Source organism: Streptomyces sp. CBMA291 (assembly GCF_014596525.1).
In the GTDB taxonomy this organism is placed as follows: Bacteria; Actinomycetota; Actinomycetes; order Streptomycetales; family Streptomycetaceae; genus Streptomyces.
The window spans coordinates 35,289-54,483 of record NZ_MSJP01000114.1 but is presented as its reverse complement, the minus strand read 5'-3'; the positions used below and the strand labels follow the sequence as shown (position 1 = coordinate 54,483).

18 protein-coding genes and 1 tRNA gene are annotated in these 19,195 nt (G+C 71.5%); 9 read left to right on the top strand and 10 right to left on the bottom strand.

Features of this window, described 5'->3' with window-relative positions; genetic code table 11:
• Positions 1-133: 133 nt before the first annotated feature.
• Positions 134-931 (bottom strand): hypothetical protein, encoded by a 798-nt coding sequence (locus BU197_RS28545; RefSeq protein WP_223182875.1) that lies wholly within the window; start codon positions 929-931, stop codon positions 134-136.
• Between the two features lie 47 nt (positions 932-978).
• On the opposite strand from BU197_RS28545, the gene BU197_RS28540 reads away from it, so the two are divergent.
• The gene (locus BU197_RS28540) at positions 979-1,167 is read left to right on the top strand and encodes a DUF5703 family protein (protein ID WP_030692832.1); all 189 of its coding nucleotides are present in this window, start codon (positions 979-981) and stop codon (positions 1,165-1,167) included.
• Positions 1,168-1,246: 79 nt separating this feature from the next.
• Here BU197_RS28540 and BU197_RS31390 read toward each other — a convergent pair whose 3' ends face one another.
• The 3 genes from BU197_RS31390 to BU197_RS28525 all read right to left on the bottom strand — a co-directional run bounded on the left by BU197_RS31390 (position 1,247) and on the right by BU197_RS28525 (position 3,810).
• A complete protein-coding gene (locus BU197_RS31390; protein ID WP_188271214.1) occupies positions 1,247-1,984 on the bottom strand; it encodes a chaplin in 738 nt (245 codons plus the stop codon).
• Between the two features lie 139 nt (positions 1,985-2,123).
• Complete coding sequence (gene chpH / locus BU197_RS28530) at positions 2,124-2,357, bottom strand: chaplin ChpH (protein ID WP_188271213.1); 234 nt, start codon at positions 2,355-2,357, stop codon at positions 2,124-2,126.
• A 127-nt stretch (positions 2,358-2,484) separates the two neighbouring features.
• A complete protein-coding gene (locus tag BU197_RS28525) occupies positions 2,485-3,810 on the bottom strand; it encodes a M20/M25/M40 family metallo-hydrolase (protein ID WP_188271212.1) in 1,326 nt (441 codons plus the stop codon).
• Between the two features lie 210 nt (positions 3,811-4,020).
• Between BU197_RS28525 and BU197_RS28520 the strand changes: the two genes are divergently transcribed.
• Together BU197_RS28520 and BU197_RS28515 are read left to right on the top strand one after the other, a co-directional pair.
• Positions 4,021-4,105 (top strand) — tRNA-Leu (locus BU197_RS28520).
• A 75-nt stretch (positions 4,106-4,180) separates the two neighbouring features.
• On the top strand, positions 4,181-5,107 hold the full coding sequence (locus tag BU197_RS28515; RefSeq protein WP_188271211.1) for a pseudouridine synthase: 927 nt from the start codon (positions 4,181-4,183) through the stop codon (positions 5,105-5,107).
• On the opposite strand, the gene BU197_RS28510 is transcribed toward BU197_RS28515, so the two are convergent.
• The 4 genes from BU197_RS28510 to BU197_RS28495 form a co-directional block, all read right to left on the bottom strand.
• Positions 5,091-5,720: an MBL fold metallo-hydrolase gene (locus BU197_RS28510; protein WP_188271210.1), complete on the bottom strand. Its 630-nt coding sequence runs from the start codon at positions 5,718-5,720 to the stop codon at positions 5,091-5,093. The two genes, BU197_RS28515 and BU197_RS28510, sit on opposite strands and share 17 nt — an antisense overlap.
• Positions 5,720-6,805 (bottom strand): S-(hydroxymethyl)mycothiol dehydrogenase, encoded by a 1,086-nt coding sequence (locus BU197_RS28505; protein WP_188271209.1) that lies wholly within the window; start codon positions 6,803-6,805, stop codon positions 5,720-5,722. Before BU197_RS28505 ends, BU197_RS28510 begins: the two co-directional genes overlap by 1 nt.
• Positions 6,806-6,926: 121 nt before the next feature.
• Positions 6,927-8,378: an amino acid permease gene (locus tag BU197_RS28500; RefSeq protein WP_188271208.1), complete on the bottom strand. Its 1,452-nt coding sequence runs from the start codon at positions 8,376-8,378 to the stop codon at positions 6,927-6,929.
• A 223-nt stretch (positions 8,379-8,601) separates the two neighbouring features.
• On the bottom strand, positions 8,602-9,303 hold the full coding sequence (locus tag BU197_RS28495) for a FadR/GntR family transcriptional regulator (RefSeq protein ID WP_188271207.1): 702 nt from the start codon (positions 9,301-9,303) through the stop codon (positions 8,602-8,604).
• 147 nt (positions 9,304-9,450) lie between these two features.
• On the opposite strand from BU197_RS28495, the gene BU197_RS28490 reads away from it, so the two are divergent.
• Genes BU197_RS28490 through BU197_RS28480 form a run of 3 tightly spaced genes read left to right on the top strand, consistent with a single transcriptional unit; the run spans position 9,451 to position 11,868 of the window.
• Complete coding sequence (locus tag BU197_RS28490) at positions 9,451-9,969, top strand: gluconokinase (RefSeq protein WP_188271206.1); 519 nt, start codon at positions 9,451-9,453, stop codon at positions 9,967-9,969.
• Between the two features lie 16 nt (positions 9,970-9,985).
• Complete coding sequence (locus BU197_RS28485) at positions 9,986-11,383, top strand: gluconate:H+ symporter (protein ID WP_188271205.1); 1,398 nt, start codon at positions 9,986-9,988, stop codon at positions 11,381-11,383.
• Positions 11,384-11,439: 56 nt separating this feature from the next.
• Positions 11,440-11,868, top strand: coding sequence for an ASCH domain-containing protein (locus tag BU197_RS28480; protein ID WP_223182873.1), 429 nt, complete (start codon positions 11,440-11,442; stop codon positions 11,866-11,868).
• Positions 11,869-12,006: 138 nt separating this feature from the next.
• Here the strand turns inward: BU197_RS28480 and BU197_RS28475 are convergent, their stop codons facing one another.
• Complete coding sequence (locus tag BU197_RS28475) at positions 12,007-13,662, bottom strand: FAD-binding dehydrogenase (protein ID WP_188271203.1); 1,656 nt, start codon at positions 13,660-13,662, stop codon at positions 12,007-12,009.
• Positions 13,663-13,757: 95 nt separating this feature from the next.
• Here BU197_RS28475 and BU197_RS28470 point away from each other — a divergent pair, with 95 nt between their 5' ends.
• The 3 genes from BU197_RS28470 to BU197_RS28460 all read left to right on the top strand — a co-directional run bounded on the left by BU197_RS28470 (position 13,758) and on the right by BU197_RS28460 (position 17,510).
• Positions 13,758-14,408 (top strand): TetR family transcriptional regulator, encoded by a 651-nt coding sequence (locus BU197_RS28470; protein ID WP_188271202.1) that lies wholly within the window; start codon positions 13,758-13,760, stop codon positions 14,406-14,408.
• Positions 14,405-15,169, top strand: a complete 765-nt coding sequence (locus BU197_RS28465) for a glucose 1-dehydrogenase (protein ID WP_188271201.1) — start codon at positions 14,405-14,407, stop codon at positions 15,167-15,169. The genes BU197_RS28470 and BU197_RS28465 overlap by 4 nt, the downstream gene beginning before the upstream one ends.
• A gap of 337 nt (positions 15,170-15,506) precedes the next feature.
• Positions 15,507-17,510, top strand: coding sequence for an alkyl/aryl-sulfatase (locus BU197_RS28460; RefSeq protein WP_317452095.1), 2,004 nt, complete (start codon positions 15,507-15,509; stop codon positions 17,508-17,510).
• Positions 17,511-17,627: 117 nt separating this feature from the next.
• On the opposite strand, the gene BU197_RS28455 is transcribed toward BU197_RS28460, so the two are convergent.
• Positions 17,628-19,076, bottom strand: a complete 1,449-nt coding sequence (locus BU197_RS28455; RefSeq protein WP_188271199.1) for a TolB family protein — start codon at positions 19,074-19,076, stop codon at positions 17,628-17,630.
• Between the last annotated feature and the right edge of the window lie 119 nt (positions 19,077-19,195).

Sequence of the window (19,195 nt, the reverse complement as noted above, 5' to 3'; positions counted from 1 at the left end):
CCTGATCGGTGCCCCGGCCCTCCGCCGTATCCCTCGGTCGTCCGGTGCCTTCCCGGCCGCCGCTGCTCGCTTCACACGGGTCGTACGAGTGCCCGTACGATCATCGGTCCGCACGGGCTGCCCGTACGGTCGGTCAGGCGCCCACCGCTCCGGCGCGGTCGGCCCCTTCGCCGCCCACGCCGTCGTGGTCTTCGACGCCATGGCCCGCACCGTCGTCTCCGGCGACGGTGGCGGTGGCACCGTCGTCCTCGCCCCCCTCGTCCTCGTCGCCGCCCTCGTCACGCTCGTCCCCGTCGTCGCCCTCGTCCTCGTCGTCTTCCTCGTCGAAGACGGCGCTGACGTCGAAGCGGCAGACGATCCGCTCCGGGTCGACGTGCTCGAAGGGGGCGTCGAGCCACTCCCCCGGTTCGGGGAGTTCCTCGGCGGCGGTGACCCAGAGCGTGGAGTCGCCTTCCTCCAGGCCGAACTCCTTGTGCCGCGAGGCGATCTCGTCGGGTTCGTACTCGCCGAAGAGCACGCCGAGCGCGGCGAGCGGGGAGACGCCCGCCCTGGCGCCCGGCCCGGTGGCGTCGGCCGGGCCGTCGACGCCCGCGACGCGACGGGCCTGGGCGAGGAGCCGTCTGGGTTCCGCCACCGCGTAGTCGCGGCGGATCAGCAGGCTGAGGGCATGAGGTTCGTCAGGTCCGGCGTACGGCGGCAGGGTGCCGTCGGCTCCGGGGATCTCGAAGGGAGTGACCTCGTCGTAGCGGTCGTAGAGGAGTTCGTCGTACGCCTCGGCCGCCGTGGCGAGGGCGTTGAAGGCTTCGTAGACGGCCGTGTCGTCGTCTCCCGTGCGGCGTTCGACCGCCGCGAGGTGACGGTCCAGTGCGGCTTTGACCGCCTCGGCGGCGGCGCGTACCTCGGCAGCGGTGGGCTGCGCAGCATCAGACATGGGACAGACGCTATCCGTACCGGGCCGGTGCCCGCACAATAGATGCGATGCCGGAATACGAATTTGTCGATGTGTACGTGCCCCGTGGTGTCTCCCGCAAGGAGGCGGCGCGGCTGCTGACCGACCACGCCGAGTACGGGCACTGGGAGTTGGACCGCCTGAGCCTGCACCGGGACGGAAGCCGCAGGGTGCGACTGAAGCGGCGGATCATCCGCCAGGTCCGCGCGACCTGGTGAGCCGACGAGAAGGGGCCCCGCGGTGTGCGGGGCCCCTGCGCGTGGCGTGCCGGGCGGCTCCTCCGGGGGTTCCGGGAGGTCAGGCGGCGCGGCGGGTGCGGCGGTAGATCAGCGAGCCCGCGAGCAGCAGACCGGCGCCGACGGGGAGGATCACGCCGAGCGGGCCGGAACCGGTCTCGGCCAGCTCCTCGAAGGCGTTCGACGGGGTGCCGCCCTGCGCGGCGGGGGTGTTCGGCTCGTCCGGGTGCTCCGGAGTGCCGGGCTTGCCCGGGGTGCCGGGGTGACCGGGGGTCTCGGGCGTCCCCGGATTGCCGGGGTTGCCGGGGTTCACCGGAGTCTCCGGGTTTCCGGGGTTGCCAGGATTGCCTGGGTTTCCGGGTCGCGTCGGCTCGGTGCCGTTGGCGCAGGTGTTGCCGAAGGCCGGATTGAGGAGCCCGGCGCCCGAGACGCTGTTGCCGCACGCGTTCACCGGGACGTCGACCGGGACCTGGACGGTGTTGCCGGAGGCGACTCCGGGCGAGTCGCCCGCGTGCCCCTCGGCGGAGGAACCGCCGCCCGGATTTCCGGGGGCGGAGACGTTGGCGCAGGTGTTGCCCATCGCCGGATTGAGCAGTCCGATGACATTGACGGTGTTTCCGCAGGCATTCACCGGTACGTGCACCGGGACCTGGACGGAATTTCCGGAGGCGACGCCCGGGGAATTCACGGCCGCGCCACGCGCACCGGAATCGGCGTGCGCGTAACCACCGCCGATCACCGCGAGAACGCCTCCGGCTGCCGCAACGGTGACGAGACCCTTGCGCGTGACCTGTCGCATAGCTGTTTTCCTGCCTGCTCGGCTTCGAAAGAGTGCCACCGGGCGGGTGACCCGGGGCGGAAATGACCACCGGCCCCGGAGTGCATGGCACGCACTCCGAGGCCGGACCGGCTCATGCCCTCACGGGCGGGGCGCAACGTCAGGCGTTGACGCAGGTGTTGCCGAAGGCGGGGTTCAGCAGGCCGATCACGGAGACCGTGTTTCCGCACGCGTTCACCGGGATGTGGATCGGCACCTGGACGACGTTGCCCGAGAGGACACCGGGGGAACCGACGGCGGCACCCTGCGCGCCCGCGTCGGCAACGGCCATGCCCGCACCCGCGAGAACGAGACCGCCCGTGGCAGCCGCAGCAGCGACGACCTTCTTGATCATTATTCCTCCTAGTTGGCAATGCGGTCCCAGCCGCGGACCGCACACCTGTAACGAGGGGGAATGGCGGGGGCTACGAGCCCCCGTGTCCATTCACTCTTTCCGGTCACACGCAAACGCGCGGACGAATTCAGCAGGCGTCGATGAACCGGTCCAGGACTCGGGCGCCGAACTTCAGGCCCTCCACCGGAACACGCTCGTCCACACCGTGGAACATCCCGGCGAAGTCGAGTTCCGGCGGCAGCTGGAGCGGCGCGAAGCCGAAGCAGCGGATGCCGAGGTCGTCGAAGGACTTGGCGTCGGTGCCGCCGGAGAGCATGTACGGCACGGCGCGGGCGATCGGGTCCTCGGCCCGCAGCGCCAGCTGCATGGCGTCCACCAGGGCGCCGTCGAAGTTGGTCTCCAGGGCCTTGTCGCCGTGCACGTCCTCGCGCTTCACCCGGGGGCCGAGGATACGGTCGAGATCGGCCAGGAACTCCTGCTCGTAGCCGGGCAGGAACCGCCCGTCGACGTGCGCGACGGCCTGACCGGGGATCACGTTGACCTTGTACCCCGCGCCGAGCATGGTCGGGGCGGCCGAGTTGCGGAGGGTGGCGCCGATCATCTTGGCGATCCCGCCGAGCTTGGCGAGAGTGGCGTCCATGTCCTCGGGGTCGAGCGGGGTGCCGAGGGCGTCCGACAGCTCGTCCAGGAAGGACCGCACGGTCTTGGTGACCCTGACCGGCCACTGGTGGCGCCCGAGACGGCCGACCGCCTCGCACAGCTCGGTGATGGCGTTGTCGTTGTTGGTCATCGAGCCGTGCCCGGCGGTGCCCTCGACGGTCAGGCGCATCCAGTGCATGCCCTTCTGCGCCGTCTCGACCAGGTAGAGCCGCAGGTTCTCGTTGACGGTGAAGGAGAAGCCGCCGACCTCGCCGATGGCCTCGGTGACCCCCTCGAAGAGGTCGGGGTGGTGGTCGACCAGGTGCCGGGCGCCGTAGGTGCCGCCGGCCTCCTCGTCGGCGAGGAAGGCCAGGACGATGTCGCGCGGGGGCTTGCGGCCACTGCGCAGCCGGTCGCGCACGACCGCGAGGGTCATCGCGTCCATGTCCTTCATGTCGACGGCGCCGCGCCCCCAGACGCAGCCGTCGGCGATCTCGCCCGAGAAGGGGTGGTGGGTCCAGTCCTCGGCGTTGGCCGGGACGACGTCGGTGTGCCCGTGGATGAGCAGGGCGGGCCGGGACGGGTCCTCCCCCTCGATGCGGGCGACGGTGGAGGCACGTCCCCGGTGCGACTCGATGATCCTCGGTTCGAGCCCGACCTCGGCGAGCTGCTCGGCGATGTACTCCGCCGCCGCCCGCTCCCCCGGACCCGAGTGGTCGCCGTAGTTGCTGGTGTCGATACGGATGAGGTCGCGACAGAGGTCGACGACCTCGTTCTCCGCGGTGATGCTTCGGCCGGTGTTCGACTCGCTCACGCTGCTTCCTCCCACTACGTGCCCCACGTGATTGCTTCGCTGCTCTCCCCATCCTCCCGCGCACCCCGCCTCCCGCCCAAGGGAGACCCCGTACCGACACGCGCCCGTCACATGCGGGGAGGCCTGGTCGGGGGTGGTGATCGACCTGCTCGAACCCTGGTATTGTTTTCCACGTCGGAAGGGCCGAGCGGCCAGGAAGACAGACACCTAGTCCGGGTGGCGGAATGGCAGACGCGCTAGCTTGAGGTGCTAGTGCCCTTTATCGGGCGTGGGGGTTCAAGTCCCCCCTCGGACACAACATGAAAGTCCCGGTCGAGATTATCTCGACCGGGACTTTCCGTATGTGTACGCGCTATCACGAGGCGGAGCGGTGAGAGGGAGAGCGAAGGCGCCTGCCGCGCCCTTGGCGCAGCGGGACGGGGTCGATCCCGTTCGGGTGCGGTTGCCTGAGGACGCCGCGGGGGTCTGGGGGACCGTGCGGGACCATCTGCTCGATCGGTACGGGGCGGCCATCGGCGGCGGGCGGGTCGAGGAGATGCTGCGGGACGGGCGGTTCGTCGGGGTCGACGGGGCCGTTTCCGGGGACGAGCCGTATGCCGTGGGGCGGTATCTCTGGTTCCATCGGGATTTCCCGCCGGAGGAGCCCGTGCCTTTTCCGGTCGGGGTGGTGTACCGGGACGAGCGGATCGTGGTCGCGGACAAGCCGCACTTTCTCGCGACGATGCCCCGGGGGCGGCACGTGACCGAGACCGCTCTCGCCCGGCTGCGGCGGGAACTGGGGCTGCCCCGGCTCCAGCCCGCGCATCGGCTCGACCGGCTGACGGCGGGGCTCGTGCTCTTCGTCGTGCGGGAGGAGGACCGGGGGGCGTACCAGACGCTGTTCCGGGACCGGCTCGTGCGCAAGGAGTACGAGGCGGTCGCCGCGTACGACCCGGCGGTGGTGCTGCCCGCGACGGTGCGCAGCCGGATCGAGAAGGAGCGCGGAGTGATGGCCGCCCGGGAGGTGCCGGGCGAGCCGAACGCGCTGAGCCGGATCGCGCTCGTGGAGCGGCGGGGCGGACTCGGGCGCTACCGGCTCGAACCGGAGACCGGGCGGACCCATCAGCTGCGGGTGCACATGAACGCGCTCGGCCTGCCGATCCTGCACGATCCGGTCTATCCGGTGGTCCGTGAGGACGGGCCGGAGGACCACCGGCGTCCGCTGCAACTGCTGGCGCGGAGGCTGGGGTTCACCGACCCGTTCACGGGCGAGCCGAGGAGTTTCGAGAGCCGGCTGGCCCTCAGTGGCCTCGGCTGATCCACTCCTGGAGGTGAGGGGCCTCGGCGCCGATCGTGGTGGTGTCGCCGTGGCCGGTCCGTACCACCGTCTCCGGCGGGAGGGTGAGGAGCCGCTCGCGGATCGAGTCGACGATCGTCGGGAAGTCCGAGAACGACCGGCCGGTGGCGCCGGGCCCGCCCTGGAAGAGGGTGTCCCCGGTGAAGACGGTGCCGAGGTCGGGGGCGTAGAGGCTGACGGCGCCGGGGGCGTGGCCCGGGGTGTGCAGGACCGTGAGGTCGGTGCCCGCGATGGTGAGGATCTGGCCGTCGGCCAGGTCGCCGTCGGGGCTGTGGCCCGGGTGGGTCTGCTTCCACAGCGGCTGGTCGGCGGGGTGGAGCAGGATGCGGGCGCCGGTGGCGGCCGCGAGCGCCGGGGCCGCGTCGATGTGGTCGTTGTGGGCGTGGGTGCAGACGATGGCGCGCAGGGCGCGGCCGTCGAGGGCGGCGAGGATGGCCTCCGCGTCGTGGGCGGCGTCGATGACGATCGCCTCGGTGTCGTCGCCGACGATCCAGACGTTGTTGTCGACGTCCCAGGTGCCGCCGTCGAGGCTGAAGGTGCCGGAGGTGACGAGGTGATCGATCCGGGCGTTCATCACAGCACCACCACCGAGCGCAGGACGTCGCCCTCGTGCATGCGGGCGAAGGCCTTCTCGACGTCTCCGAGGCCGATGGTCTCGGTGACGAAGGCGGCGAGGTCGATGCGGCCCTGCTGGTGCAGGTCGACGAGCATCGGGAAGTCGCGGGAGGGCAGGCAGTCGCCGTACCAGGAGGACTTGAGGGCGCCGCCGCGGCCGAAGACGTCGAGGAGGGGAAGTTCGAGCTTCATCTCCGGGGTGGGGACGCCGACGAGGACGACGGTGCCCGCCAGGTCGCGGGCGTAGAAGGCCTGCTGGTAGGTCTCGGGGCGGCCGACGGCCTCGATGACGACGTCGGCGCCGAAGCCGCCGGTCAGCTCGCGGATCGCCTCGACGGGGTCGGTGGCGCGGGAGTTGACGGTGTGGGTGGCGCCCATCGTCTTCGCCGTCTCCAGCTTCCGGTCGTCGATGTCGACGGCGATGATCTTCGAGGCTCCGGCGAGGCGGGAGCCCGCGATGGCCGCGTCTCCGACGCCGCCGCAGCCGATGACGGCGACGGTGTCGCCGCGGCCGACGTTCCCGGTGTTGATGGCGGCGCCGATGCCGGCCATCACGCCGCAGCCGAGGAGGCCCGCGACCTCGGGGGCGACGGCGGGGTCGACCTTGGTGCACTGGCCGGAGGCGACGAGGGTCTTCTCAGCGAAGGCGCCGATGCCGAGGGCCGGGGAGAGTTCGGTGCCGTCGAGCAGGGTCATCCGCTGCTTGGCGTTGTGGGTGTCGAAGCAGTACCAGGGGCGGCCGCGCAGACAGGCCCGGCAGGTGCCGCAGACGGCTCGCCAGTTGAGGACGACGAAGTCGCCGGGGGCGACGTCGGTGACGCCCTCGCCGACCGACTCGACGATTCCGGCGGCCTCGTGGCCGAGGAGGAAGGGGAACTCGTCGTTGATGGCACCCTGCTTGTAGTGCAGGTCGGTGTGGCAGACGCCACAGGCCTGGATCTTCACCACGGCCTCGCCGGGTCCGGGATCGGGGATGACGATCGTCTCGACCCGTACCGGTTCGTTCCTGCCGGGGGCGATGACCCCCTGGACGTGCTGCGGCATCGCGAACTTTCCTTTCCGAACGGATCTTGTAAGGCTCTTGCGTACCACTATCTCCCGACAAGAGGCGAGGCCCCCGCAGGACGAGCCTGCCGGGGGCCTCTCCGGTTCCCGTGGGGGGATCTCAGGGCCGGTCGGTGTCGGCGAGGGCGCGGACCCTGCGGCGGACCAGGAACCAGCCGCCGGTGAGGGCCGCCGCGACGAGCGGCAGACAGGCGACGGTGGTGCGGCCGACTCCGCCGTCCATCCACATGAGGACGAGGACGCCGCAGAGGAAGCAGAGGGTCGCGATCTGGGTGTACGGGGCCCAGGGCAGGCGGAAGCCGGGGCGGACGACCCGGCCTTCGCGGGAGCGGCGCCAGAAGAGCAGCGAGCAGAGCATGATCATGGTCCAGGTGCCGATGATGCCGAGCGACGCGATGTTCAGGACCAGCTCGAAGGCGTTGTCGGGCATGACGAAGTTGAGCCCGACGCCGAGGACGCCGAAGCCCGCGGTGAGGAGGACTCCGCCGTAGGGGACGCCGTTCTTGTTCATGACGCCGACGAACGTGGGCGCGGAGCCCGAGAGCGACATGGAGCGCAGGATGCGGCCGGTGGAGTACAGGCCGGAGTTGAGGCTGGAGAGGGCGGCGGTGAGGACGACGAGGTTCATGATCCCGGCGGCGCCGGGGACGCCGAGCTTGTCGAAGACGGTGACGAAGGGGCTCTGTTCGCCGGAGTACGCGGTGTAGGGCAGCAGCAGGGCGAGCAGGACCACGGAGCCGACGTAGAAGAGGCCGACGCGCCACATGATCGAGTTGATCGCCTTGGGCATGATCTTCTCGGGGTTCTCGGTCTCGCCCGCGGCGACGCCGCAGAGTTCGACGGAGGCGTAGGCGAAGACGACTCCCTGGATGAGCAGCAGCATGGGCATGAAGCCGCCGGGGAAGAGACCGCCGTTGTCGGTGATCGTGGCGAGCCCGGGGGTGTGTCCGTCGATCTCGTGCGAGGTGACGACGAGGAAGACGCCGATGAGCAGGAACGCGACGAGGGCGCCGACCTTGACGATCGAGAACCAGAACTCCATCTCGCCGAAGTACCGCACGGAGATGAGGTTGGCCGTGAGGACGACGGCGAGGGCGATCAGGGCGAGGATCCACTGCGGGATGTCGCTGAACATCGACCAGAAGTGGGCGTAGGTGGCGGCGGCGGTGATGTCGGCTACGGAGGTGGTCGACCAGTTGAGGAAGTACAGCCAGCCGGCCGTGTAGGCGCCCTTCTCGCCCATGAACTCGCGGGCGTAGGAGACGAAGGCGCCGGAGGAGGGGCGGTAGAGCACCAGTTCGCCGAGGGCCCGGACGACGAGGAAGGCGAAGAGTCCGCAGACGGCGTACGCGAGGAAGAGCGAGGGGCCCGCCTGGGCCATGCGTCCGCCGGCGCCGAGGAAGAGGCCCGTGCCGATGGCTCCGCCGATGGCGATCATGTTGATGTGGCGGGACGTGAGGTCCTTGCGGTATCCGGCGTCGCCGGCGTCGACGTGGGGGGTCGCGGCCGGTGCGTCGGGCAGCTTTTCGGCCGCGGTGACGCGGTCAGTCATGGAGTTGTTCGCCTTTGTGGGGGGAGGTCGTGCGGTGCCCGGCCGCGCCCTCACGGGTTCACCCGGGGACGGCCACGGCGCCCATCCTTACGGCAAGAGGGCGCGGACAACTGTGCCACATGGCGGGAGACGCCCGGATTTGAGCTAGTTCAGAGGTTTGCCGGGATGGTATGGAGTCGCGGCTCGCGGTGACGGGGCGCGCGCGGGCCGCGGGGCTCGTGCCTCACGGGGCCAGGACGTCCAGTTCCCTGAGCGCGCCGACCGCGATCTCCCGGGTGAGTTCCTCGGCGCGGACCGCGTCCCGCTCCCTTACGGCCTCGGCGACCCGGACGTGGAGGGTGACGGCGGCCGGGTCGGGGTCCTCGAACATCACGCGGTGGTGGGTGCGGCCGGTGAGGACCTCGGCGACGACGTCGCCGAGGCGGGCGAACATCTCGTTCCCCGAGGCGTCGAGCACGATCCGGTGGAAGGCGATGTCGTGGACGAGGTACTCCTCCAGGCGTCGCCCGCGGGAGGTCGCGACCATGCCGAGGGCCTGTTCGGTCAGCTCGCGGCACTGCTCGGGGGTGGCGTGCAGGGCGGCGAGCCCGGCGGCGGCGGGCTCGACGGCGGAGCGGAGCACGGTGAGCGAGCGGAGCTGACGGGGGCGGTCGGCGCCGGCCAGACGCCAGCGGATGACCTGGGGGTCGTACACGTTCCAGCTGCGGGTGGGCAGGACGGTCACGCCGACCCTGCGCCGGGACTCGACGAGGTGCATGGACTCCAGGACGCGGACGACCTCGCGGACCACGGTCCGGGAGACGTCGAAGCGCTGGGCGAGTTCGTCGGTGCGGAGCACGGTGCCGGGCGGGTACTCCCCCGCCGTGATGGCGAGGCCCAGGACGGCCAGGACGTGGGAGTGGAGGCCCTGGGCCGGAGTCGTCATGGCCGCAAGCCTATGCGGGCGGGCCGGAGTGATCACCTCCGGAATGAAAAGTAATACTTTTTTGTCACAAACTCTTGAATACGTCGTACCCAATGGGTTTCATGAGCGCGACGGATCGATGTCGAAGAAGACAGCGAGGCACCACCCATGAGCACCACCCCCCACCCCCAGGTCGTCGTCGTGATGGGCGTCGCCGGGACCGGCAAGACCACGATCGGCCCGCTGGTCGCCGAAGCGCTCGGCCTCCCCTACGCGGAGGGCGACGACTTCCACCCGGCGGCCAACGTGGCCAAGATGTCGGCAGGCACCCCCCTCGACGACGCCGACCGGGCGCCCTGGCTCGACGCCATCGGCGCCTGGGCCCACGGCCGGGCCGGGCTCGGCGGGGTGGTGAGCAGCTCCGCGCTGAAGCGGAGCTACCGTGACCGGCTGCGCGCCGCCGCGCCCGGGATCGTCTTCCTGCACCTCACCGGTGACCGGGGACTCATCGAGGAGCGGATGGCGGGGCGCACCGGCCACTTCATGCCGACCGCCCTGCTCGACTCCCAGTTCGCGACCCTCCAGCCGCTCCAGGACGACGAGTCCGGCGTCGCCGTCGACGTCGTCGGCACTCCCGCAGAGATCACCGCCAGAGCCGTCGCCGCGCTGCGCCGGCTCGCCCACTGACCCCCGAGGACCCACCGTGACCAGTCTCAGCGTCGAGATCCTGGCAGCGGACGCCGCCGAACCCATCACCTCGGCAGGCAACGCCCAGCTCGGCATCGCCGTACTCGCCGGCATCGCCGTCATCGTCCTGCTCATCACCAAGTTCAAGCTGCACGCCTTCCTGGCGCTGACCATCGGTTCGCTCGCGCTCGGCGCGATGGCGGGGGCGCCGCTCGCGGACACCATCAAGTCCTTCACCGGCGGTCTCGGCAGCACCGTCGCCGGGGTGGGCGTCCTGATCGCGCTCGGCGCGATCCTGGGCAAGCTGCTCGCCGACTCGGGCGGCGCGGACCAGATCGTCGACACGATCCTGGCCAGGGCGGGCGGCCGGGCCATGCCGTGGGCGATGGTCCTCATCGCCTCGGTGATCGGTCTGCCGCTCTTCTTCGAGGTCGGCATCGTGCTGCTGATCCCGGTGGTGCTGCTCGTCGCGAAGCGCGGCAACTACTCGCTGATGCGGATCGGCATCCCGGCGCTCGCCGGACTCTCCGTGATGCACGGGCTGATCCCGCCGCACCCCGGCCCGCTCGTCGCGATCGACGCGGTCGGCGCCAATCTGGGCGTCACCCTCGCCCTCGGTCTCGTCGTCGCCGTCCCGACCGTGATCATCGCCGGTCCGCTCTTCGCCCGGTACGCCGCCCGCTGGGTGGACATCCCGGCCCCCGAGCACATGATCCCGGCGCGCCCCTCCGAGGACCTGGAGAAGCGTCCCGGCTTCGGCATCACCGTGGCGACGATCCTGCTGCCGGTGGCCCTGATGCTGGTCAAGGCGCTCGTCGACATCGTCGTCGACGACCCGGAGAGCGGGGTGCAGAAGGTCACCGACGTCATCGGCTCGCCGCTGATCGCGCTGCTGACCGCCGTGATCGTGGCCCTCTTCACGCTGGGCCGGGCGGCCGGCTTCGGCAAGGACCGGCTGTCGTCGATCGTGGAGAAGTCCCTGGCCCCGATCGCGGGCATCCTGATGATCGTCGGCGCGGGTGGCGGCTTCAAGCAGACCCTGATCGACATCGGCGTCGGCCAGATGATCCTGGACTTCTCCGAGAACTGGGCCATCCCCGCCCTGCTGCTCGCCTGGCTGATCGCCGTCGCGATCCGGCTCGCGACGGGCTCGGCCACGGTCGCGACCATCTCGGCCGCGGGCCTCGCGGCTCCGCTCGCGGAGGGCATGTCGACCAGTCACACGGCGCTGCTCGTCCTGGCCATCGGCGCGGGTTCGCTCTTCTTCAGCCATGTGAACGACGCCGGGTTCTGGCTGGTGAAGGAGTACTTCGGGATGAACGTGGGCCAGACCGTCAAGACCTGGTCCCTGATGGAGACGATCATCTCGGTCGTCGGCATCGTCTTCGTCCTGCTGCTGTCGCTGGTGTTGTGACCGAGGGGTTACCCCGGGTCGCAGCAGAACCGGTCATGACTGGCAAACTGTCCGTCATGACCGGTTCTGCTGCGCTCAAGCCCTTCCTCCTCGCCTTCCCCGGCCCTCTGCGGGACCGGCTGGTGGCCGCCGTGCTCGACGGCGAGAAGACCGCCACCACGGGACTGCTCGTGGAGTACGAGACCGAGAACGAGGAACTGCCCGAGGTGGGCGAGCGGTCGGCGCTCATCGACTCGGCCGGGCGTGAGGTCGCGGTCGTGGAGATCACGGAGGTCCGGGTGCTGCCCCTCGGCGAGGCGGACCTCTCGCTGGCGCTCGACGAGGGCGAGGGCTTCACGTCGGTCGCCGAGTGGCGCGCGGAGCACGAGCGGTTCTGGCACAGCGCCGAGATGCGCGAGGGCCTGGGCAGGCCGGACTTCACGGTGGACGAGGGGACGATGCTGGTCGTGGAGCGGTTCCGGGTGGTGGAGCGGACGCCCGCCTGATCCGCCGCGCGCGCCGCCGCCCGGCCGGTCCTCCGTCCGCGCCGGAGCCCGTCCCGGAAGCCGGACCCACCCCCACCGCGCCCTCGAAGGCACCTGCCCCACCGCCTGCCCCACCACCCGCTCCACCGCCCCCGCCGCCTACCCCACCGCTCGCGCCGCCGCCCGGCCCGCCGCGCGGCCCGAGAAGACGCAGCCGCCGAGGAAGGTGCCTTCGAGGGAGCGGTAGCCGTGGACCCCGCCGCCGCCGAAACCGGCCGCCTCGCCCGCCGCGTACACGCCCGGCAGGGGTTCCCCGCCCTCGGTGAGGACCCGGGAGTCGAGGTCGGTCTCCAGTCCGCCGAGGGACTTGCGGGTGAGGATGCCGAGCCGTACGGCGATCAGCGGGCCCGCCTTCGGATCCAGGATGCGGTGCGGGGCGGCCGTACGGACGAGCTTGTCGCCGAGGTATCTGCGGGCGCCCCTGATCGCGGTGACCTGGAGGTCCTTGGTGAAGGGGTTGGCGATCTCCCGGTCGCGGGCGACGATCTCGCGGCGCACCGCGTGCTCGTCGAGGAGGTCGTCGCCGGTGATCCGGTTCATGCCCCGGACCAGGGCGGACAGGTCGTCCTCGACGACGAAGTCGGCGCCCTTGTCCATGAACGCCTTCACCGGGCCGGGCACGTCGGCGCGGGCCCGGCCGAGCACGTCGCGGACGGAACGGCCGGTGAGGTCGGGGTTCTGTTCGGAGCCGGAGAGCGCGAACTCCTTGCCGATGATGCGTTTGTCCAGGACGAACCAGGTGTGGTCGTGGCCGGTCCGCATGATGTGTTCGAGGGTGCCGAGGGTGTCGAAGCCGGGGAAGAGCGGAACGGGCAGCCGCTTGCCGGTGGCGTCCAGCCAGAGGCTCGACGGGCCGGGCAGGATGCGGATGCCGTGCCGGGCCCAGATGGGGTTCCAGTTCTCGATGCCCTCGGTGTAGTGCCACATCCGGTCGCGGTTGACGTGCCGGGCGCCCGCTTTCTCGGCGACGCCCAGCATCAGTCCGTCGACGTGGGCGGGGACGCCGGAGAGCATCCGGGCGGGCGGGGTGCCGAGCCGTTCGGGCCACTGGGCGCGGACCAGGTCGTGGTTGCCGCCGATGCCGCCCGAGGTGACGATCACCGCCTGGGCGCGCAGGGTGAAGTCGCCGGTGACGGTGCGGCTGCTCGCGGTCCCCCGGGGAGCGGCGGAGGGTTCCAGGACCTCGCCGGTGACGGTGTCGACGGCGCCCCCGGTGCGGCCGAGTCCGGTGACCCGGTGGCGGAAGCGGAGCCGTACCAGACCCCGGGCCACGCCCTCGCGGACCTTGCGCTCGAAGGGGGCGACGAGACCGGGGCCGGTGCCCCAGGTGATGTGGAAGCGAGGGACGGAGTTGCCGTGCCCGTTGGCGTCGTAGCCGCCGCGCTCGGCCCAGCCGACGACGGGGAAGAAGCGCACCCCGCGCGCGTGGAGCCAGGCGCGCTTCTCGCCCGCCGCGAAGTCGACGTACGCCTCGGCCCACCGGCGGGGCCAGTGGTCCTCGGCCCGGTCGAACCCGGCGGTGCCGTACCAGTCCTGGAGGGCGAGGGCGTGGCTGTCGCGGACGCGCATCCGGCGCTGCTCGGGCGAGTCGACGAGGAAGAGCCCGCCGAAGGACCAGTGGGCCTGGCCGCCGAGGGACTGTTCGGGTTCCTGGTCGAGCAGGATCACGGTGCGGCCCGCGTCGACCAGTTCGGCGGTGGCGACGAGCCCGGCGAGACCGGCTCCGATCACGATCACATCAGCGTCGTAGGACATGGTCCGCATCTTGGATACACCGGTGTATCGAGTCAACCGTCCGGACGGCCCCACCCCCTTTCCCGTTTTCTAATGCCGAGCATTAATATGAGTGCATGGCGAGAACATCGGGGCCCGAGACCCGGGACAGACTGATCCGCGCGGCGGAGGAGGTCTTCGCCGCCCAGGGCGTCCACGGCGCGCAGCTGCGGGACGTGGTCGCACGGGCGGGACAGGCCAACCCCTCCGCCGTGCAGTACCACTTCGGCTCCCGCTCCGGACTGCTCGACGCGGTGATGGCCGCCCGGCAGGCCCGTACGGAGGACGTGCTCGCCCCCCTCCTTGACGCGGCGCCCGACGGGACCCGCGCCCTGGTCGAGGTCCTGGTCACCGCCGAGGCGAGCGAGCTGCGGACCGAGCGGGGGCTGCGCTGTCTGCGGATCTCCGCCCAGCTCAGCCACGAGAGCGGGATCCGCTCCCGCACTCCCCACCCCACGCTCGCGGGCACCGCCTACTGGCGCCTGATCGAGCGGCTGGCCGAAGGACCGGCCGCCGAGGGACTGCCCGAACCGCTGCTCCTGGAGCGCGTCGACCTGGCGCTGACCGTGGTGGGCGCGGCGCTCGCGGACCGGGCCCGGCAGTACCTCGACGGCATCGAACCCCTCACCGGGGAGGCGCTCTTCCTCGCCGACCTGGTCGAGACCACCACCGCCCTGCTGCGCGCCGCGCGGCCGGGCCCCCCGCACCACCGAAAGGACCCCTCATGAACGACCTCACCGGAAAGACCGTGCTCATCACCGGCGGCGCCCGAGGACTGGGCGCCGAGGCGGCCCGGCAGGCGGTCGCGGCGGGCGCGAACGTGGTCCTCACCGACGTGCTCGACGAGGAGGGCCGGGCGACCGCGGAGGCGCTCGGCGAGCGGGCCCGCTTCCTCCACCACGACGTGACCTCCGAGGAGGAGTGGGCCGCGGCCGTGGCGTACGCGGTGGCGGAGTTCGGCGCGCTGCACGGTCTGGTGAACAACGCGGGCATCTCCACCGGCACGCTCCTGGAGAGCGAGTCCGTCGAGCACTTCCGCAAGGTCCTCGACATCAACCTGACCGGTGTCTTCATCGGCATGAAGGCCGCGATACCGGCGATGCGGGAGGCCGGCGGCGGCTCGATCGTCAACATCTCCTCGGCCGCCGGCCTGATGGGCCTGGCGCTGACCGCCGGGTACGGCGCCTCCAAGTGGGGCGTGCGCGGGCTGACGAAGATCGGCGCGGTGGAGCTCGGCACCGCGCGGATCCGCGTCAACTCCGTCCACCCGGGCATGACGTACACCCCGATGACCGCCTCCGTGGGCATCCAGCGCGGCGAGGGTCACTACCCGAACACCCCGATGGGCCGGGTCGGCGAGGCCGACGAGATCGCGGGCGCGGTCGTCTTCCTGCTCTCCGACGCCGCCTCGTACGTGACCGGCGCCGAGCTGGCCGTGGACGGCGGCTGGACCACCGGCCCGACGGTGAAGTACGTCATGGGCCAGTGAGGTTCCTCGTCATCCGCTGAACGGAGGCGCCCGGCGGCCCGGCGCGCGGGCGCGGGAGCGGAACCGGACCACGCCCCTCCCGACGGGCACGACTCTCGCCCGAACTCGTGTGCGATGTGCCGGTTTCGTACGGATGGTTTGTCCGGAACGGGACTTCAGGCGCCCGCCGACCCACCCGTACCGTGCGTATCCGTGCCGCTACGGATCGTGCTCCGAGTCCGAGGGGAGGCCGGGTCGTCCGTCGTGCCGCGACGGCGCCCGCGCGTCCCGCCTCTCCTCGCCCCGCCCCGCGCGTCGTACCGGCCGTCCGCTCAGCCGACGAAAGGTGTGGACACCCGTGGCCCTTCCCGATCGCGCCCAGCCCCAGCCCGCCACCCCCCTGACGAGGGATGTGAACGCCGCCGTCGTGGTCCCGGACCCGGCCGTCGACGCGGAGGCCGCGTTCGCCTCCCGGGGGCTGGTCGCCGCCCTGCCCGCCGACTTCACCGTCGAGAAGGAGGGCGGAGGTCCGGTACCGGCCTGGTCCCTGGCACCGTTCCAGTTCCTCACCGGCCAGGCGCCCGACACCGTCAACCCGAGCCTGTGGCGCAACGCCCTGCTGAACATGAACACGGGCCTGTTCGAGGTCGTCGAGAACGCCGTCTACCAGGTCCGGGGCATGGACCTGTCCAACATCACCTTCCTGGAGGACCCCACCGGAACCTCCCGGGAGATCGTCGTCGTCGACCCCCTCATCAGCGAGGAGACCGCCGCCGCCGCGCTCGCGCTCTACCGCGGCCACCGGGGCGAGGACCGGGTCGTCCGCGCGGTGCTCTTCACCCACTCCCACATCGACCACTACGGCGGTGTGCTGGGCCTGTGGGACGACCGGACCCCGCCCGACGACGTGGAGATCATCGCCCCCGACGGCTTCCTGGAGCACGCCGTCAGCGAGAACGTCTACGCGGGCAACGCCATGCAGCGCCGGGCCCAGTTCATGTACGGCTCCCTCCTGGAGCGCTCCGAGCGGGGGCAGGTGGACGCCGGTCTCGGCAAGGCCAACTCGCTGGGCACCTCCGGGCTGCTCGCGCCGACCTTCACCGTCACCTCCGAGATCGCCGCCCCCGGCATCGTCCACGCCTTCGGGCCGGTGAACATCGAGTTCCAGCTCACCCCCGGCACCGAGGCTCCGGCCGAGCTGAACTTCTACCTCCCCGACATCCGCTCCCTGTGCATGGCGGAGAACGCCACTCCCACCCTCCACAACCTCTACAGCCTGCGCGGCGCCCAGGTCCGTGACGCCAAGGCGTGGTCGGAGTTCCTGATCCAGTCCGCCGACTGGTACGCCGACCGCTCCGACTCCCTGTTCGCCTCCCACTTCTGGCCCCGCTGGAACAGCGCGGAGGAGCCGCTGACGGTCCGCTCGTTCCTGACCTCGCAGGCCGATCTGTACCGCTATCTGCACGACCAGTCCCTGCGTCTGGCCAACCACGGCCGGACCATGACGGAGATCGGCGAGGAACTCGACGGCGCCGTCCCGCAGTCGCTGGCCGGGCAGTGGTTCAACCGGGGCTACTACGGCACCGTCAACCACGACGCCAAGGCCGTCTACCAGCGCTACCTCGGGTGGTACGACGGCAACGCCGCCCATCTGCACACCCTGCCGCCCGAGGAGTCCGGAGCCCGGTACGTCGACGCCTTCGGCGGCGCGGACAAGATCGTGGAGATCGCCCAGGCGACCTTCGACAACGCCAAGACCGCCCAGGACTACCGCTTCGCCGCCGAACTCCTCACCCACGTGGTCTTCGCCGACCCCGCGGACGAGGCCGCCCGCACCCTCCAGGCCGACATCCTCGAACAGCTCGGCTACCAGGCCGAGAGCGGCCCGTGGCGCAACTTCTACCTCGCCGCCGCCAACGAACTGCGCGTCCGCCCGGTGGACGACCCCGTCGAACCGCCGTCGCCGCAGATCATCACTCCGCCGGTCCTCGCCGCGATGCCCCTGGACATGCTCTTCGACTACCTCGGCATCCGACTCAACGGGCCCAACGCCGCCGACCGGCCCCTCGCCATCGGCCTCACCGTCACCGACGGCCTGCCGGACGACCCCACCACGTACACCCTGCGCGTACGCAACGGCGTCCTCGTCCAGTACCCCGGCACCCTCGAACCCGCCACCACCGACGCCGTCTACGACATCACCCGGGACGGCCTCAACCGGCTCGCCATCGCCGCCGCCACCCCCGGCCAGCTGCTCGCCGACGGTTCCCTCGTCATCACCAGCGGCACCATCGAACCGCTCGACGCGCTCGACGCCCTCCTCGACACCTTCGCCTACTGGTTCGGGCTCACCACCCCCTGACCCCGCCCGCGCGTCCTGCCCCTCCTCCACGCCGGGGAAGGGGCAGGACGTGCCCGCGGTACTGCGCCAAGGGCCCCTGCGGGACCGGAAGGGACCGGCGGACCGCGCCGGAGCCGTCTAGTGCCGGGTGCTGCGGGTGTAGACCTGGATGTCCGGACTCTCCGGTTCGTCGACGCCGGCGATCAGATCGCCGCTGGAGGACTCGAACACCACCGTGGTGCCGCGGGCGTCGACGGACGGGCTGTCCGAGGAGCCGTTGCCGACCGTGCCGCCCGGGGTGGTGGCCACCCGTTCGGTGCGCCCGGTGCGCAGGTCGCGGCGGTAGACATCCGGGCTCAAGTAGTCCCGCGCCGGGCCGGGCACCAGGTTGTCGGCGGTGGAGGTGAAGTAGACCCAGCGGTTGTCGGCGGTGATGGCGCCGTCGTCGGAGTTGCCGACCGTGTCGGTGCCCGGCAGCGGGGTGCTGACCAGCTTCGCCCTGCCCGTGCGCAGGTCGCGGGCGTAGAGCTCCAGATGGTTGCGGTTGCGGGGCGGCGCGCTGGGCACGAACAGCGAGTAGAGGGCGGTCCGTCCGTCGGGGCTGATGACGGCGTCGACGGCGGCCAGGGCGGGAACGCCGGCCGGGTCGGTGGAGGCGACACGCGTGGTGCCGGTCCTCAGATCGCGGACGTAGTATCCGGCGAGACGCGGCACCAGGCCCTGCACGGCCGCCGGGGCGGTCCGGTCCTGCGGCCGGGCCGCGACCTCGGGCACCGGCTGCCCGTCCGGGAGCAGATCACCGGCGGTGGAGCTGAAGCCGATCGTGCGCCCGTCGGCGCTGAGCGTCGGATTGGTGGACCTGCCGTCGGAAAGCGAGCCGTCGGCGGCGGTGCTGACCAGCCGGGTGGTGTGGGTCCAGCGGTCGGTCACGTAGACCTCGTAGACGCCGAGCGGGTGCTGCCTCAGCGAGGCGGGGGCGTCGGTGAGCACCAGATCCTTGCGGGTGGAGGCGAAGGCCACGTAGCGCCCGTTCGCGCTGATGGACGGGGAGTCGGCCGTGTACGGGGAAGAGGCGAGCGTGCCGTCGCCGGCGCTGATCAGCTCGGTGCGGCCCGTCCAGCGGTCACGGACGTAGACGTTCTGGTCCCCGATGGGCGTGTGGCCGTCGACCGGGGTGCGGTCGCGACCGGTGAAGGCGACGTAGCGGCCGTTCGCGCTGATCGCGCCGCCGCCGTTGTACTCGCCCATCGGGGTGCCGTCGGTGAGCACGCTGATCCGCTCGGTGCGCCCGCCGCGCAGGTCCCGGACGTACACGTGGTCGACCGTGTCGGGCCGTGCCACCAGGTTGTCGGCGATCGAGGTGAACAGGGCGTAGCGGCCGTCGGCGCTGATGCCGATGCTCAGGCCCTGCCCGTTCGGCTTCGCGCCGTCGAGACCGAGGTCGACCTGGCTTACGGGGCCGCGCGGCGGCGGGGCGGCCTGGACCGGAGCGACGGCCAGGGAGAACACGGCTGCGGCCAGGACGGCTCCGGCGCCGGTCAGCCGACGGCCGCCACCGCCGCTTCTCGCGCGGGTGAACGGTTGCATGACTGTGGTTCCTCCCCCTCGTGGATGCCCGCCGTCACTTCTCCCCGGGCGGGCGTGGGAGACGCCGAGGCCGGTCCCGCAGCGGGAGGCGGCGAGCACTTCTCCCCGGGCGGGCGTGG